This window comes from Streptomyces sp. NPDC004732, assembly GCF_040609235.1.
Taxonomy (GTDB): Bacteria; Actinomycetota; Actinomycetes; order Streptomycetales; family Streptomycetaceae; genus Streptomyces.
The window spans coordinates 325767-341967 of sequence record NZ_JBEXJR010000011.1; the positions used below are offsets into that span (position 1 = coordinate 325767).

Genomic DNA, 16201 nt, shown 5'->3' on the forward strand with positions numbered 1-16201 from the left:
TGCCTGCCTCTCCTCTCGTACGGCCCTGTTCGGGATGTAGGTGGGGTCAGCCCGCTTCCGGCTCCGTGAGCAGCGGGTACACGCCGTTCTCGTCGTGGTCCTCACGACCCGTGACGGGCGGGTTGAAGACACAGATGCAGTGGAAGTCCTCCTTGATCCGCATCGTGTGCTTCTCGTGCCCGTCGAGCAGGTACATGGTGCCCGGCGTGATCGTGTACTTCTCGCCGGTCGTGTCGTCGGTCAGCTCCGCCTCACCCTTGGTGCAGACGACGGCCTCGATGTGGTTCGCGTACCACATCGAAGTCTCCGTGCCCGCGTACAGGATGGTCTCGTGGACGGAGAAGCCCACCCGCTCCTTGGCGAGGACGATGCGCTTGCTCTCCCAGGTGCCCGATGCGGCCTTCACATGCCGGTCGGTGCCTTCAATGTCCTTGAACGAACGGACGATCACGGTGAGTTGGTTCCTTTTCTCTTACGGTGCCGGGGCTCGGTAGAACGCTCGGTCAGGCGGACTCGCGTACCGCGCGGGCCAGCGTGCGCAGCCCCTCGTCCAGCTCGTCGGGGGTGATCGTCAGCGCCGGAAGGAGCTTGACGACCTCGCCCTCGGGGCCGGAGGTCTCGATCAGCAGGCCCAGTTCGAAGGCCCGCTTCGCCACGGCGCTCGCGCGGTCCTTGTCGTGGAACTCGACGCCCCAGACCATGCCGCGGCCGCGCCACTCCTTGATGGCCGGGCGGTTCTCCTCGACGATCGAGGTCAGCGCCTGCTCGATCTGCTCGCCGCGGGCGCGGGTCTGCTTCTCCATGGCCGGGCCGTCGGTCCAGTAGGTCTCCAGGGCGGCGGCGGCCGTCACGAACGCGGGGTTGTTGCCGCGGAACGTGCCGTTGTGCTCGCCCGGCTCCCAGATGTCGAGCTCCGGCTTGAACAGGCAGAGCGACATGGGCATGCCGTAGCCGCTGATGGACTTCGACACCGTGACGATGTCCGGCGTGATGCCCGCCTCCTCGAAGGAGAAGAAGGCGCCGGTGCGGCCGCAGCCCATCTGGATGTCATCGACGATGAGCAGCATGTCCCAACGCTGGCACACGTCGGCGAGCTTGCGAAGCCACTCGGCGCGGGCCACGTTGATGCCGCCCTCGCCCTGGACCGTCTCGACGATCACGGCGGCGGGGGTGTTCAGGCCCGAGCCGGAGTCCTCCAGGAGGCGTTCGAACCAGATGAAGTCGGGGGTCCGGCCGTCGAGGTAGTTGTCGAACGGCATCGGGGTGCCGTGGACGAGGGGGATGCCCGCGCCCGCCCGCTTGAACGCGTTGCCGGTCACGGCGAGCGAGCCGAGCGACATGCCGTGGAAGGCGTTCGTGAACGACACGATCGACTCGCGGCCCTTGACCTTGCGGGCCAGCTTCAGCGCCGACTCCACGGCGTTGGTGCCCGTCGGGCCCGGGAACATGACCTTGTACGGCAGGTCGCGCGGCCGCAGGATGACGTTCTGGAAGGTCTCCAGGAAGGCACGCTTCGCGGTCGTCGACATGTCGAGACCGTGCGTGACGCCGTCCCGCTCGATGTAGTCGATCAGGGCGCGTTTCAGGACCGGGTTGTTGTGGCCGTAGTTGAGCGAACCGGCTCCGGCGAAGAAGTCGAGGTACTCGTGGCCGTCCTCGTCGTACATGCGGCTGCCCTGCGCGCGGTCGAAGACCGTAGGCCAACCGCGGCAGTAGCTGCGCACCTCCGACTCCAGGGTCTCGAAGACGCTCAGGTCGGGCTGGGTGATGGTCACAGCAGATCTCCTGGGAGATGGAAAGGCGTGGGAGGTGGGGGGAGTTGCGGGTGGTTCTGGGCGGTTCAGGTGGTTCAAGTGGTTCTGGGGGGGAGCGAGGGTGGATCAGAGGTCGAGTGGACCGATGCGGTACAGCACCTCGGGCTCGTGGCCGTCGTCCGGGAATATCCCGGCGTCGAACAGGACCTTCCGCTCCACCGACGCGCCGTGTCGACGCGCGTAGGAGAGGAAGAGCCGCTCGGACGCGGTGTTCGAGGGCGCGATCGTCGTCTCGATGCTGCTCAGCGTCCGGCCGGCGGCGACCTTCGAGGTCAGCCCGTCGAGCAGCGCGCCCGCCAGGCCCCGGCCGCGCTGGCCGTGGTCCACGGCCACCTGCCAGACCATGAGGACGTCGGGGTGCTCGGGCCGGATGTAGCCGGTGATGAACCCGACCGTCTCCCCGTCGGCGTCCCGGGCCACGACGGACGTGGCCGCGAAGTCACGGCACCACAGCAGGTAGCTGTAGGACGAGTTGAGGTCGAGGACCTTCGAGTCGCGGGCGATCCGCCAGATCGCGGCGCCGTCGGCGACATCGGGACTGTCGAGTTGCAGCCCTTCCGGCATTTTTTGGAATTTCGCTTGCAGGTCGGTCGGTAGATCGGCTTGTGCAGCGGTCATGCAGATTGAATTTACCGAGCTATTTCTTGGATTGCATCGGGGGGAGGGGTTACGCCAGGGCGCTCTTTGTGTTATCAGGCGTGGGCGCGCGCCCGCATGAGTTCTCGTCTTTTTGGGATGGTTTGACCCGTACGAAATGCACAAAACGGACGCACTGTGGAGTACGTCACATAGGCGTAGTCCATTTGGGGTGCGTCCGAATTGCGGCGTTTGATGCTGTCGAAATCTTAGCGTTTAGGTCCCTGGAAAGCGGGCAGAAGAATACGGGAAGCTGTGCTTCGCAGTTTATAAATAATTCGTGAGAACGTGCGCGGGAATTCAAAGTCCCGCAAAGGGGCGGAGGCGTGGAATCAGGAGCCGGTGGATCCGGTAGATCCGGTGGTCCCGTCGGAGGCGAAGACGTCCGTCACCGCGCGCCGGGCCCCCTCCAGATCCACCGTGAGACCGGCCTCGCCCATCGCGGCGCCCAGCGCGGCGAGGGAGGCGTGCACGACGCCCCTGGTCGCGTCGGGCCCGTAGTGGTTGACCCTGATCATCTCCTGGGCGAGCGCCCCGCCCCCTGCGACCAGCGGAAGCACCGGGTCGGCGGCGAGCGCCTTGGCGACGAGCGCGGAGGCGTCGACGCCCTCGGGCGTCCGCAGGGTGGTGGCGACCGGCGCCGCGTCCACCGCCTCGTGCACGTACGGCGCCAGGCCGCCGCCCAGCGCGAGCGCGCCTGCGCGGGTGGCCTCGGCTGCGGTGGCGTGCCGCGCCATCAGGGCGTCCAGGCCCTCCGTGTCGATCCGCTCCACGCACGCTTCGAGCGCCAGCATCTCCAGCTGGGCGGGCGCGTGCAGCAGCGCCTTCCTGCCGCCGTCGATCCAGCGCTCCTTCCAGTCCAGGAGGGAGAGGTAGGAGCGGCGCGGCGCCTGCGGATTGGCGGCGATGCGCTGCCAGGCCCGCTCGCTCACCGACACCGCGGAGACGCCCGCGGGCCCGCCCATCGCCTTCTGCGCGCCGATCACGCACAGGTCCACGCCCCACGCGTCCGGCAGCAGCGGCTCGGCGGCCACCGAGGCGACCGCGTCCAGCATGAACAGCGCGCCGTGCTCGCGCACCACCGCGCCGATCTCCGCGACGGGGTTGGTGTTGCCGGTCGCGGCCTCCGCGTGCACCAGCGAGACGAAGTCGATCTCCGGGTGCTCGGCGAGGGCCTGCTGGACCTGCTCGGCCGTGACGGCGGTGTGGAACGGCACGGCGAGGTCGATGACGGTCGCCCCGCAGTCGCGCAGCCAGTTGCCGAAGGTCTGGCCGTACGGTCCCGTGATCACGTTCAGCGCCGTGGTGCCGGGCTGTGCGGCGCCCCGGATGCATCCCTCCAGGGGCAGCAGCGCCTCGCCCTGCATGATCACGACGTCCTGCTCGGTGTCGAGCAGCCCGGCCACCCGCGCCTCGATGGCGGCGAAGTGCTGGGCGCTCAGCGGCGCCAGGTCCAGAAAGGGGTGCGTCACAGTACTGCTCACGTCACTGCTCACTTCGCTCACGAGTTCGTTCGGGCTGCGGTACTGAGCGTACCGACCGGCCACGTACCGGGCGTTCCGAGTGCCTCCTAAGCTGCTGCCCATGAGCGATCACGCGGTGCTGCACGTGAAGGGGCGGGTGCTCGTCGGGCCCGAGGACGTACGCGACGAGCTGTGGGTGGTCGGGGGGAGGGTGACCTTCGAGCGGCCCGTCGGAACCGCGGCGGGCGACGTCCGCACGGTCGAGGGCTGGACGCTGCCCGGCCTGGTCGACGCGCACTGCCACGTCGGCCTCGACGCGCACGGGCCCGTCGACTCCGACACCGCGGAGAAGCAGGCCCTCACCGACCGCGAGATCGGCGCCCTCCTCCTGCGCGACGCGGGCTCCCCCTCGGACACCCGCTGGACCGACGACCGCGACGACCTCCCGAAGATCATCCGCGCGGGCCGCCACATCGCGCGCACGCGCCGCTACATCCGCAACTACGCCCACGAGATCGAGCCCGAGGAACTCGTGGCGTACGTCGCCCAGGAGGCGCGGCGCGGCGACGGCTGGGTCAAGCTCGTCGGCGACTGGATCGACCGCGAGGTGGGCGACCTGACGGCGTGCTGGCCCAGCGACGCGGTGCGGGCGGCCATCGCGGAGGCGCACCGGCTGGGGGCCCGCGTCACGGCCCACTGCTTCGCCGAGGACTCGCTGCGCGACCTGGTCGAGGCGGGCATCGACTGCATCGAGCACGCGACGGGCCTCACGGAGGACACGATCCCGCTCTTCGCGGAGCGCGGCGTCGCGATCGTCCCGACCCTCGTCAACATCGCCACGTTCCCGGACCTGGCCGCGGGCGGCGAGAGCAAGTTCCCCCGTTGGTCGGACCACATGCGCAGGCTCCACGCGCGCCGCTACGACACGGTGCGGGCCGCGTACGACGCGGGCGTTCCCGTCTACGCGGGCACCGACGCGGGTGGCTCGCTGCCGCACGGTCTGGTCGCGGCGGAGATCGTCGAGCTCACCCGCGCGGGCATCCCCGCGGTGGACGCGCTCTCGGCGACTACGTGGGGCGCCCGGGAGTGGCTCGGCCGCCCCGGCCTCACGGAGGGCGCGCCCGCGGACCTCGTGGTGTACGAGGCGGATCCGCGGGAGGACGTGCGGGTGTTGGGGGCGCCGCGGAGGGTGGTGCTGAACGGTCTGGTGGTGGGTTGACCTGGGCGTGACGTGGGGGCGGTGCGGCTCGTTGGTCTCCCCCGTAGTGCTGCGTGGTGCTGCGCCGGGGTGGTGCTGAGGGGCCTTCTGGGAACGCCTGTGCCGTGGGATTCGAATGAAGCTACGGAAACGTCCCGTTGGAGTGAACTGACGCCAGGTTGCTGCCCGTTCACTCTGTGTGCGTAAAGATTCCCGCGTCGTACCTCGTCGATGAGGGGCGACGCCGTCGGTGCGCACGTGATGTCCCCATGTCCCCATGTGGCGTGCGTGGCCGGTGGCCCATGTCTCCTGTGGGGGTTCCACCACCTTGAACAGCAATACATTCCGTGCGCCCGTCCGTCGCCTCTCCGTCGTCGCCGTCGCCACCGCGCTCGCCGCCGGGCCCGCGGCGCTCGCCGGTGCGGGGGCCGCGCAGGCCACGGGTGGCGACAGCCACCGGGGCGGGCGGGCCGACGCCGTCGTGCTGCGCACCGGGCTGAACGTCTCCCTGCTCAACAAGACCGTGAACGTCCCGCTCAAGGTCGCCCTGAACGAGGTGCAGGCTCCTGCCAGCGCCGAGAAGACCGCGTTGACCGCGCGGCTGGACGGGGTCGACGGCGGGCGGCCCTTCAGCGTGCTCCGCGCGGACGTCGCCACGGCGAAGGCCACGGTTCGGGGTGGCACGGCGGAGGGCTACAGCAACATCGCGCGCGCCAAGATGCATGTGCCGGGGCTGCCCTTGCTGTCCCTCGTCGAGGTCGAGCAGGTCACCTCCAAGGCGGTGTGCGCGGCGGGGAAGCGGCCGGTTGCCGAATCGAATCTCCTGGGCGCGGTGACCGTGCTCGGCAAGAAGGTCACGCTGACGGCGAAGGGGACGACGGAGGTGAAGGTGCCGGGGGTCGGCGAGGTGAGCCTCGCCCTGTCGAAGACGCACACGACGTCGCGTACGGCGGCGGCGTCCGCGCTGGAGCTCACGGTGTCCGTGAACCCGCTGAAGCTGAACGTCGCGGAGGTCACGGGCACGGTGACGCTGGCCGGGGCGGGGTGCGAGACGCCGGTGGGGGCGACCCCGCCGAAGGAGCCCGGCGAAAAGCCCCAGGGCAAGCCGGAGAAGCCCGTCCAGCCGAAGACGGAGGCGAACCTCGCGGAGACGGGGGGCAGCGCGATGACGCCGTATGTGGCGGGTGGGGCGGTGGTGCTGCTGGTGGCCGGGGGAGGAGCGGTGGCGATGGCGCGGCGTAACCGGGGCTAGTCCGGGCGGGTCGCCTTGGGCCCGTGGGTGGGTGCGGGGCCGTGGGGGTATGTACGTACTCGCTATCCCTACGCCCCGCCTGAAGACCATCTGCCCGTCCCGGTCGGCTCGGTGCTCCGTGCGCACATACCCCCACGTCCCCTCCCGTCTCGTACGCGGCTGCGGCCCGGGGAGGGGGGGCGCCCCCCTCCCCGGGCCGCTGGTCTCGCTGACGGCTGCGGGCTCCCCCACTCGCCCATCCACGCCCCGTCCCGGTGGGGGCGATGCCCGCCCTGAGCTGCTGGTCGTGCTGACGGCTACGGGGGTCGCCCGCCCATGCCCTGACCCGCCGGGGAGATGCCCGCCCCGGCTACTCATCACCCACCCGCCGACGCCCTGCCCCCGGTGGGGGCGATCCCCTCCCCGGGCCGCTGGCCTTGCTGACGGCTGCGGGGTCCCCCATTCCCTCACCCACGCCCCGTCCCGGTGGGGGCGATGCCCTCCCTGAGCTGCTGGTCGTGCTGACGGCTACGGGGGTCGCCCGCCCATGCCCTGACCCGCCGGGGAGATGCCCGCCCAGACTGCTCGTCACCCACCCACCCGCCGACGCCCTGGCCCGGTGGGGGGCGATCCCCTCCCCGGCTGCTCATCACCCACCCACCCGCCCGCCGACGCCCTGACCCCGTGGGGGCGATGCCCGCCCCGGCTGCTGGCCTTGCTGGCGGCTATGGGGGTCTCCCGCCCACCTATGCCCTGTCCCGGTGGGGGCGCCCCCGGGCTGCTGGTCTTGCTGGCGGCCGAGGGGGTCTCCCGCCCACCCACCCACGCCCTGACCGCGGTGGGGCAGGCCTCGGGCCCCTACTCCCGCTGGACGTTGCGGGGTAAACGGGTGGGTGGGTGGGAAACATCCGCCGCGAAGCGGCGGGCTTGGGGCTCCTACCCCCGCCGGACGGCGCGGGGCATCCGGCTAGGACCGGAGCACCGACGCCAGCGCCGCGAGGAAGGCGGACGACGTGGCGCGGTCTCGGACGGCGAGGCGGATCCAGTCAGGCCCCAGGCCAGGAAACGTATCGCCGCGCCGCACAGCAAACCCCCGCCCCCGAAGCCGCTCGCGCACCGACGCCGCCCCCGGGACCCGTACAAGAAGGAAGGGCCCCTCCGCGGGCTCCACCGCGCGAACCCCCGCGGGGGCCAACTCCGCGAGCCCGGCGAGGAGATGGGCGCGGTCCGCCGCGACCCGGTGCGCCGCATGGCCCGCCTCCGCCAGCGCCCGCGGCCCCACGCACGCCCGCGCGGCCACGAGCGCCGGTGTCGACACCGGCCACAGCGGCTGCGCCTGGGTGAGGGCGGAGATCGTGTCGGGTGCGGCGAGGACGTAGCCGATCCGCAGGCCCGCCAGGCCCCATGTCTTGGTGAGGCTGCGGAGCACCACCAGGCCGGGGATGTCCGTGCGGCCCGCCAGAGCCTCCCGCTCGCCCGGTACCGCGTCCATGAAGGCCTCGTCGACCACCAAAGTGCGCCCGGGGCGGGCGAGTTGGGCTATCGATTCGGCCGGGTGGAGGACCGACGTCGGGTTGGTGGGGTTGCCGATGACCACCAGGTCCGCTTCCTCCGGCACCGCGGACGGGTCGAGCCGGAAGCCGTCCTCCTCGCGCAGCAGCACCCGGCCCACCTCGTGCCCCGCATCCCGCAGTGCCGCCTCCGGTTCGGTGAACTGGGGGTGGACGACGTAGGGGTGACGGACCTTCAGGGCGCGGGCGAGGAGGACGAATGCCTCCGCCGCGCCCGCCGTGAGCAGGACACGGTCCGGCGTCAGGGCGTGACGTGCCGCCACTGCCTCGCGCGCCGCCCGGCCGTCGGGGTACGCCGCCAGGCCGTCCAGGGACGCGGCGATCAGCTCCTTGAGCCATGCCGGGGGAGTGTCGGAGCGTACGTTGACCGCCAGGTCGGTCAGATCGGCGCCGTCGTCCCGTACCTCCGCGTCGCCGTGGTGACGTAGATCGAAGGGCGCGGCCGGGGGGTGGGGGCGGGCCGCTATCGCGCACGTTGCCATGGGCGGGCGGCCCATCGGTGTCGACTTCCGCTTGGGGACGAGGAGTTCGCCGCCGCCCCGCAGCGCCGCCGCCTCCGCCACGGACGGCGTGCCCACCGCCGCACGGGACCGCGCGGACGGGTTCGGCACCTTCACATCCGCCAGCTCCCGCGCCGAGTACGTCACCAGCGGCACCCCGAGCCGCGCCGCCGCCCCGACGATCCCCGGCTCCGTCCCCTTCACGTCGACCGTCGCCAGCTCGGCGACCGCCCCCTCGGAGAGGCCCGCCTCCCGGACCGTGTCCCGGACGAGGCCGAGCACCTCCTCCACCGGGGCGTCCTCGCAGGCGCCGACGCCGACGACGAGTACGGCGTCCTCGGTGGACGACATCACCTTTCCGGCGTCGGCATCGGCCACGGCCATGGGGGAGGTCCTTTCGTGTGGGGTGGGGTGATGGATGTGCGGAGCAGGGGGTCAATCGGCTAGCAAGGGGCCATGGCGGTGTTCGTGGCGCTCGGCGCCTTCCTCATGACCCTGGTGGGCGGCTGGACGGCCCAGCGGGTCACCGACCGGCGCCACCTCGTCCTGGGGCTCGCGGGCGGGCTGATGCTCGGGGTCGTCGGCCTCGACCTGCTGCCGGAGGCGCTGGACGCCGCGGGCGAGCCCGTCTTCGGCGTACCGGCGGCGCTGCTCCTGTTCGTGGCGGGCTTCCTCGTCGCCCATCTGGTGGAACGCCTCCTCGCGGGCCGCCAGGCCGCGCACGGCGCCGACGAGCACGAGGGTGGCCGGGTGCCCGAGGTGGGGCTCACCGCCGCCGCCGCGATGGTCGGGCACAGCGTGATGGACGGCGTCGCGATCGGCGCCGCCTTCCAGGTGGGCGGCGGCATGGGCACGGCCGTGGCGCTGGCCGTCGTCGCCCATGACTTCGCGGACGGCTTCAACACGTACACGATCACCAGCCTGTACGGGAACGCCCGCCGCAAGGCGCTCGCGATGCTGTTCGCGGACGCGGCGGCCCCCGTGGTGGGCGCCGCTTCGACCCTGCTCTTCACCATTCCGGAGCAACTGCTCGGCAGCTATCTGGGCTTCTTCGGCGGCGCGCTGCTGTATCTCGCGGCGGCCGAGATCCTGCCCGAGGCCCACCACGACCACCCGGCCCGCTCGACCCTGCTGTGCACGGTGGCGGGCGCGGCCTTCATCTGGCTGGTGGTGGGCATCGCGGGCTGAGCGCGACGGCGGCCGGTTCACGGGGTGGCGCATCTTCCGACGAAACGGCGCGCGACGCCCGGCTCCGCCGCCCAGTGCGTGTGCAGATAGCTGGCGTGCACGTTTCCTTGTACGAAGCCCTCGACGCGCCGCTCGGGCTGGTGCAGGCCCCAGGCAGGAGCAGGGCCCGCGCCGGGCTCGACGACCGTGCGGTGGAACTCGTGGCCCCGCATCCGTGTGCCGTTCGCCGCGAGCACGCTGTCCGAGATAGCCACGGCCTCCCGGTAGCCGAGCGTCAGCCGCTCCGCCATCCGGGCCTTCGCGTCGAGCACCCCGCACATCGGCTTCCCGTCCAGCTCGCGGGAGAGGTAGAGCAGCCCCGCGCACTCCGCGGCCACGGGCGCACCGGAGAGCGCCAGCTCCGCCACGGCCTTGCGCAGCCGCTCGTTGGCGGACAGCTCGGGCGCGTACACCTCGGGGAACCCGCCGCCGATGACCAACCCGGCCGTTCCGTCGGGCAGTTGCTCGTCGTGCAGGGGGTCGAAGGTGACCACGTCGGCCCCGGCGGCGGTGAGCAGCTCGGCATGCTCGGCGTAGGAGAAGGTGAACGCGGCGCCGCCCGCCACCGCGACCACGGGCTTCGCCGGTTCCTGCGGTGCCGCGCCGAGCCCCGTGCGCGGGTCCCACGCCTCGCCCGGCAAGGACGGTGCACTGCGCGCCAGGGCCAGCAGCCCCTCCAAGTCGCATCCCTCCCGCACCCGCGCGGCGAGCGACGCCACCGACTCGACCGCATCGGCCTGCCGCTCGGCGACCGGCACGAGCCCCAAGTGCCGCGAAGGCGCCTGCACTTGGGGAGCGCGGCGCAGCGCCCCGAGCACCGGCACCCCGGACTCGTCGAGCGCCTCGCGCAGCAGCGCCTCGTGCCGGTCGGAGCCGACCTTGTTGAGGATGACGCCCGCGACCCGCACCTCCGGGTCCCAGGACGCGAAGCCGTGCACCAGCGCCGCCACCGACCGCGACTGCGACGACGCGTCGACGACCAGGACGACCGGCGCCCGCAGCAGCTTCGCGACATGGGCCGTCGAGGCCAGCTCGCCCTGCCCCGCCGCCCCGTCGTACATCCCCATCACGCCCTCGACCACGGCGAGGTCGCAGCCTGTCGCGCCGTGCGCGAACAGCGGCGCCACCAGATCGGGGCCGCACAGGTACGCGTCGAGGTTGCGGCCGGGGCGGCCGGTCGCCAGCGCGTGGTAGCCCGGGTCGATGTAGTCAGGGCCGACCTTGTGCGGGGAGACGGCGAGCCCGGCCGCCGCGAAGGCGGCCATCAGGCCCGTCGCGACGGTCGTCTTGCCACTGCCCGACGACGGCGCCGCGATGACGAGACGAGCTACCACTCGATGCCCCTCTGGCCCTTCTGGCCCGCGTCCATCGGGTGCTTGATCTTCGACATGTCGGTCACCAGGTCCGCGTAGTCGATCAGCTTCTGGGGCGCGTTGCGGCCGGTGATGACGACGTGCTGGGTGCCGGGGCGGTTGCGCAGCACCTCGACGACCTCGTCGGTGTCGATCCAGCCCCAGTGCATCGGGTAGGCGAACTCATCGAGGACGTAGAGCTTGTACGTCTCCTCGGCGAGGTCCCGCTTGACCTGCTCCCAGCCCTCGCGGGCCTTGTCCTCGTTGGTCAGCTCGCCCTCGGCGGGGGCGCGCTGGATCCACGACCAGCCCTCGCCCATCTTGTGCCAGGCGACCGTGCCGCCCTCACCGGTGGCGCCGAGGACCTTCAGCGCGTTCTCCTCGCCGACCTTCCACTTCGCCGACTTCACGAACTGGAAGACGCCGATCGGCCACCCCTGATTCCAGGCCCGCAGCGCGAGCCCGAACGCGGCGGTCGACTTGCCCTTGCCGACGCCCGTGTGGACGAAGACGAGGGGACGGTTGCGGCGCTGGCGCGTCGTGAGCCCGTCGTCCGGTACGACGCTCGGCTGTCCCTGCGGCATTAAGCGGCCCTCCTCGAAGGCGAGTTCATTCCCTGTACGTCCTTGACGAGGCCGGCGATCGAGTCCGCCCGCAGCTCGTCGAGGGTGACGGCGGTGCCGCCGAGCTCGCCCGCCAGCTGTCCGGCCAGGCCGAGCCGTACGTAACCCGACTCGCAGTCCACGACGACCGAGGCGACGCCTTCGGCCGCGAACAGCCGGGCCGCCCGGCCCGCGCGGGCCACCGGCTCCACGCCCCCGGTCGCCCGCCCGTCCGTCACCACGACCACCAGCGGACGCCGCGCGGCGTCCCGCAGCCGCTCCACGCGCAGCACGTCGTGCGCCTTCAGCAGGCCCGCGGCCAGCGGCGTGCGGCCGCCGGTCGGCAGCGATTCGAGGCGGGCCGCGGCCGCGTCCACCGACGACGTCGGCGGCAGCGCCACCTGCGCCTCCGTGCCGCGGAACGTCACGAGCCCCACCTTGTCGCGCCGCTGGTAGGCGTCGAGGAGGAGGGAGAGCACCGCGCCCTTGACGGCGCTCATCCGCTGCCGCGCCGCCATCGACCCGGAGGCGTCCACGACGAACAGCACGAGGTTGCCCTCGCGGCCCTCCCGCGTCGCCTGCCGCAGATCGTCACGGCGTACGACGAGACCGGCGCCGGAACGCCCGCGCGCCTTCTGGTGCGGGGCGGCGGCCTGCACCGTCGCCGCCAGGTGCAGCTTGGTCAGGGCGCCCCGGGGGCGGCGCGAACCCGTCGTGCGGCCGTGTTCGGTGCGGGCCCGCGAGCGCCGGCCCGCCGCACCCTCGCCGATGCCGGGCACGCTCAGCATCTTCGTGCGGAACGGCTCCGTGGCGCGCACCGCCTGCTGCTCGCCGGAGCCGGCGGGGGCGCCGGACGTCGGGGCTGGCTCCTCGGGGGTCGGTGCCTCGTCGGTGTCCTGGCCCTGGTTCTGGGACGGCAGTTCGGGGGAGTCGGGGCCGTCGGCCGGGGGCTGCCCGCCGCCGGGGCCGCCGTCAGGGCCGCCGCCGTCGGGGTCGTCGTCCCCCTCGGGCGGCTCGGGCTCCTCGTCCTCGCGCGAGTCCTCCAGCGCCTCGTCCAGCTTGTCCTCGTCGAGACCGGGCGCGTCGAACGGGTTGCGGCGCCTGCGGTGCGGCAGCGCGAGCAGCGCGGCCTGGCGCACGTCCTCGCTCTGTACGTCGGTGCGGCCCGCCCACGCGGCGAGCGCCGTCGCCGTGCGTGCCATCACGATGTCCGCGCGCATCCCGTCGACCTCGAAGGCCGCACAGGTCGCCGCGATCTGCCGCAACGCCGCGTCGCCGAGGACGACTTGGGGGAGCAGCGCGCGGGCCGCCACGACCTGTGCGCGCAGCGCCGACTCGTCCTCGTCCCAGCGCCCCGCGAAGCCCTCGGGGTCGTCGTCGTACGCGAGCCGTCGCCGTACGACCTCGACGCGCTGGTCGGTCTCCCGGGACGCGGCCACCTCGACGGTGAGACCGAACCGGTCGAGCAACTGCGGCCGCAGCTCGCCCTCTTCGGGGTTCATGGTGCCGACGAGCAGGAAGCGCGCGGCATGCCGCACGGAGACGCCTTCGCGCTCCACGTACGAGGCGCCCATCGCGGCCGCGTCCAACAGGAGGTCGACCAAGTGGTCGTGGAGGAGGTTGACCTCGTCCACGTACAGGATGCCGCGGTGCGCGTCGGCGAGCAGTCCGGGCTCGAAGGCCTTCACGCCCTCCGCGAGGGCCCGCTCGATGTCGAGCGCTCCGACGAGCCGGTCCTCGGAGGCGCCGACCGGCAGCTCGACCATGCGCGCGGGGCGCGCGGTGGCGCCGCCCGACTCGTGCGGGCCGTCGGGGCAGTTCGGGTCTGCGGCCGCCGGGTCGCACGAGAAGCGGCACCCGGCGACGACCGGCACCTCGGGGAGCAGCGCGGAGAGCGCACGCACGGCGGTGGACTTGGCGGTGCCCTTCTCTCCCCGTACGAGCACGCCGCCCACGGCGGGCGATACGGCGTTCAGCAAGAGCGCGAGCCGCAGGTCGTCCTGCCCGACGAGGGCGGTGAACGGATACGGGGTACTCACAGAGCCTCCTTGGTGCGATGGTGCATGGCGGCGCTCACGAGGGCGCTCCGGGGGCGATGAACGGCAGGCCGGTCGGGGGGCCCTTTTCGATCAGGTCCAGCAGCGCGTCCGTGTCCGCGTGTTCTTCGATCAGGTCACCGAGCAGGTCGAGCTGCTCCTCGCGGAGCGTGCCGAAGCTGGTGTCGGGGGCGGGCACGAAGCGGCGTCCGGCCGCGCGGGCGACCTCGGTGAGGAACCGGCGCCGGAACGCGTCGCTCTCCAGCGACCCGTGCCAGTGCGTGCCCCACACCTCGCCGACCCGGCAGCCGTCGAGGAAGGGCTCGCCGCCCGCCACTTCGGCCACGCCGTGGTGGATCTCGTACCCCTCGACGGGCTCGCCGAGGGCCTCGCCCACCGGCCGGGCGAGGGTCTTCTCGCGGGCGAACCGCACCCGCACCGGCAGCAGCCCGAGCCCGTCGACGGACCCGGCCCGCGACTCGACGTCGTCCTCGATGTGCTCGCCGAGGACCTGGAAGCCGCCGCAGATGCCGAGCACGGGCCGCCCCTCGGCGGCGCGGCGCGCTAGGGCGTCCGCGAGGCCGCGCTCGCGCAGCCACTGCAGGGCGCGCACGGTGCCGCGGGTGCCCGGCACCACGACCAGGTCGGCGTCGACGAGTTCCTCGGCGCGGTCCACGAACCGCACGACGACGCCGGGCTCCGCGGCCAGCGCGTCCACGTCCGTGAAGTTGGACATCAGCGGCACGGCGCAGACGGCGACCCGCAGCACGTCCTCGCCGACCGGCGGGGCCACCACGGACTCCCGGACGGCGCCCCGCAGGGACACCCGCAGGCCGTCCTCCTCGTCGATGCCGAGCCCGTGCTGGAACGGCAGCACGCCGTACGTGCGCCGCCCGGTGAGGTCGAGCAGCATGTCGAGGCCGGGTTCGAGGAGGGAGACGTCGCCGCGGAACTTGTTGACCAGGTATCCGGCGACCAGCTCCTGGTCCTCGGCGCTGAGCAGCGCCGTCGTCCCGAAGAACGACGCGAACACCCCGCCCCTGTCGATGTCCCCGACCACCAGGACGGGAAAGCGGGCGGCGCGCGCTATGCCCATGTTCACGATGTCGGTGCGCCGCAGGTTGATCTCGGCGGGGCTGCCTGCGCCCTCGCAGATCACGGCGTCGTAGGTGGACCGGAGCTCCTCCAGGCAACCCACGACGGTGTCGAGCAGCGCCGCCTGGCGCCCCCCGTGGTAGCCGCGCGCGCTCATCTCGCCGACCGGTTTGCCCATCAGGACGACCTGGCTGGAGCGGTCGCCGCCCGGCTTGAGCAGCACGGGGTTCATCAGCGCGGTCGGCTCGACGCGGGCGGCCTGCGCCTGCATGGCCTGCGCCCGCCCGATCTCGGCGCCTTCGCGGGTGACGAAGGAGTTGAGGGACATGTTCTGCGCCTTGAAGGGCGCGACGGAGACACCCTTGCGGGTCAGCCACCGGCAGATGCCCGCGGTGACGACGCTCTTCCCGGCGTCCGAGGTGGTTCCGGCGACGAGCAGTCCACCGCTCACGAGGCTCTCCCTGGCTTACTGGATCTGCTGGACCTGCCGGACGTCAGCCGGGCGGCGGCCGCGACGCCGAGGGCCAGCAGGCCCACGCGCCGGGAGAGCTTCACCGCCCGCTCGATGTCCGCCACGCGCACGTCGTGCCCGTCCGCGTTGAGCACGGGCCGGTGCTCGACCCGTCCCGCGTACGAGAGGGTCCCCCCGAGGCGTACGCCCAAAGCCCCCGCGAAGGCGGCCTCGACGGGCCCCGCGTTGGGACTCGGGTGTTTCGCGGCATCGGAACGCCATGCCCGCACCGCCCCCGAGGGCGAGTCCCCAGCGAGCACGGCCAGCGCGGCGGTGAGCCGCGCGCCGGGCCAGCCGAAGACGTCGTCGAGCCGCGCCGAGGCCCATCCGTAGCGCCGGTAGCGCGCGGACTTGTGCCCGACCATCGCGTCGAGGGTGTTCACGGCACGGAAGGCGACGAGTCCCGGCACCCCGCCGACGGCGCCCCACACGAGCGCTCCCACCACGGCGTCTGAGGTGTTCTCCGCGACGGACTCCACGACGGCCCGCGCGATGCCGTCGGCGTCCAGCGCCTGCGGGTCCCGCCCGCACAGATGGGGCAGCCGCTCCCTGGCGACCTCGATGTCACCGGCCTCCAGCGCCCCGCCGACGGCCCGCGCCTCGCGTCCGAGCGAGGTCCCGCCGAGCACGGCCCAGGTCGCGGCGGCGGTCAGCGCCACGGATCCGGCACGCTTCGCGCTTGAGCGGCGTACGAGAGCGGAAGTGAGCGCGGCGGCACCCGCCGCGCCCCCGGCGCAGACCAGGGTGTGCAGCGCGCCCCACCCGCGGTGGTCCCGCCACAGCACCCGCTCGACGGCGCCCGCCGCCCGCCCGAACGCGGCGACCGGGTGGCCCCTGCGGGGATCGCCGAGCAGCAGGTCACCGAGGAATCCGGCGGCGGCGCCGTACGCGAAGTCGCGATCGGCACTCATGGGCTCAGCCCGCCGTCGCGCTGAGGAGAGGACTCGTACTCAGGGAGGGAACCG

13 protein-coding genes are annotated in these 16201 nt (G+C 72.7%); 3 read left to right on the top strand and 10 right to left on the bottom strand.

The window, feature by feature from the left end:
* Positions 1-46: 46 nt before the first annotated feature.
* The 4 genes from ABZV77_RS32020 to ABZV77_RS32035 form a co-directional block, all read right to left on the bottom strand.
* Complete coding sequence (locus tag ABZV77_RS32020; RefSeq protein ID WP_055698017.1) at positions 47-451, bottom strand: ectoine synthase; 405 nt, start codon at positions 449-451, stop codon at positions 47-49.
* A 52-nt stretch (positions 452-503) separates the two neighbouring features.
* Positions 504-1775 carry a diaminobutyrate--2-oxoglutarate transaminase gene (gene ectB / locus ABZV77_RS32025; protein WP_356264399.1) on the bottom strand — a complete coding sequence of 424 codons (1272 nt, stop codon included), beginning with the start codon at positions 1773-1775 and terminating at the stop codon, positions 504-506.
* A gap of 105 nt (positions 1776-1880) precedes the next feature.
* Complete coding sequence (ectA, locus tag ABZV77_RS32030; RefSeq protein WP_356264402.1) at positions 1881-2432, bottom strand: diaminobutyrate acetyltransferase; 552 nt, start codon at positions 2430-2432, stop codon at positions 1881-1883.
* Positions 2433-2782: 350 nt separating this feature from the next.
* Positions 2783-3922 carry an aminotransferase class V-fold PLP-dependent enzyme gene (locus ABZV77_RS32035; protein ID WP_356264525.1) on the bottom strand — a complete coding sequence of 380 codons (1140 nt, stop codon included), beginning with the start codon at positions 3920-3922 and terminating at the stop codon, positions 2783-2785.
* A 112-nt stretch (positions 3923-4034) separates the two neighbouring features.
* On the opposite strand from ABZV77_RS32035, the gene ABZV77_RS32040 reads away from it, so the two are divergent.
* On the top strand, positions 4035-5132 hold the full coding sequence (locus ABZV77_RS32040; protein ID WP_356264405.1) for an amidohydrolase family protein: 1098 nt from the start codon (positions 4035-4037) through the stop codon (positions 5130-5132).
* Between the two features lie 307 nt (positions 5133-5439).
* Positions 5440-6363, top strand: a complete 924-nt coding sequence (locus tag ABZV77_RS32045) for an SCO1860 family LAETG-anchored protein (RefSeq protein WP_356264408.1) — start codon at positions 5440-5442, stop codon at positions 6361-6363.
* A 946-nt stretch (positions 6364-7309) separates the two neighbouring features.
* Here the strand turns inward: ABZV77_RS32045 and cobC are convergent.
* Positions 7310-8797 carry an Rv2231c family pyridoxal phosphate-dependent protein CobC gene (gene cobC / locus ABZV77_RS32050; protein ID WP_356264411.1) on the bottom strand — a complete coding sequence of 496 codons (1488 nt, stop codon included), beginning with the start codon at positions 8795-8797 and terminating at the stop codon, positions 7310-7312.
* A gap of 72 nt (positions 8798-8869) precedes the next feature.
* Between cobC and ABZV77_RS32055 the strand changes: the two genes are divergently transcribed.
* Positions 8870-9601: a ZIP family metal transporter gene (locus tag ABZV77_RS32055; protein ID WP_356264414.1), complete on the top strand. Its 732-nt coding sequence runs from the start codon at positions 8870-8872 to the stop codon at positions 9599-9601.
* Between the two features lie 17 nt (positions 9602-9618).
* Here ABZV77_RS32055 and ABZV77_RS32060 read toward each other — a convergent pair whose 3' ends face one another.
* From ABZV77_RS32060 to ABZV77_RS32080, 5 genes are read right to left on the bottom strand one after another with little or no spacing between them, the layout of a single operon-like run.
* On the bottom strand, positions 9619-10974 hold the full coding sequence (locus tag ABZV77_RS32060; protein ID WP_356264417.1) for a cobyrinate a,c-diamide synthase: 1356 nt from the start codon (positions 10972-10974) through the stop codon (positions 9619-9621).
* Positions 10968-11576 (bottom strand): cob(I)yrinic acid a,c-diamide adenosyltransferase, encoded by a 609-nt coding sequence (cobO, locus tag ABZV77_RS32065; RefSeq protein WP_055569405.1) that lies wholly within the window; start codon positions 11574-11576, stop codon positions 10968-10970. The genes ABZV77_RS32060 and cobO overlap by 7 nt, the downstream gene beginning before the upstream one ends.
* Positions 11576-13633, bottom strand: a complete 2058-nt coding sequence (locus ABZV77_RS32070) for a putative cobaltochelatase (RefSeq protein WP_356264420.1) — start codon at positions 13631-13633, stop codon at positions 11576-11578. The genes cobO and ABZV77_RS32070 overlap by 1 nt, the downstream gene beginning before the upstream one ends.
* Before the next feature lie 34 nt (positions 13634-13667).
* Positions 13668-15176 (bottom strand): cobyric acid synthase, encoded by a 1509-nt coding sequence (locus tag ABZV77_RS32075; protein ID WP_356264423.1) that lies wholly within the window; start codon positions 15174-15176, stop codon positions 13668-13670.
* On the bottom strand, positions 15173-16147 hold the full coding sequence (locus ABZV77_RS32080) for a cobalamin biosynthesis protein (protein WP_356264425.1): 975 nt from the start codon (positions 16145-16147) through the stop codon (positions 15173-15175). Before ABZV77_RS32080 ends, ABZV77_RS32075 begins: the two co-directional genes overlap by 4 nt.
* Positions 16148-16201 lie beyond the last annotated feature (54 nt).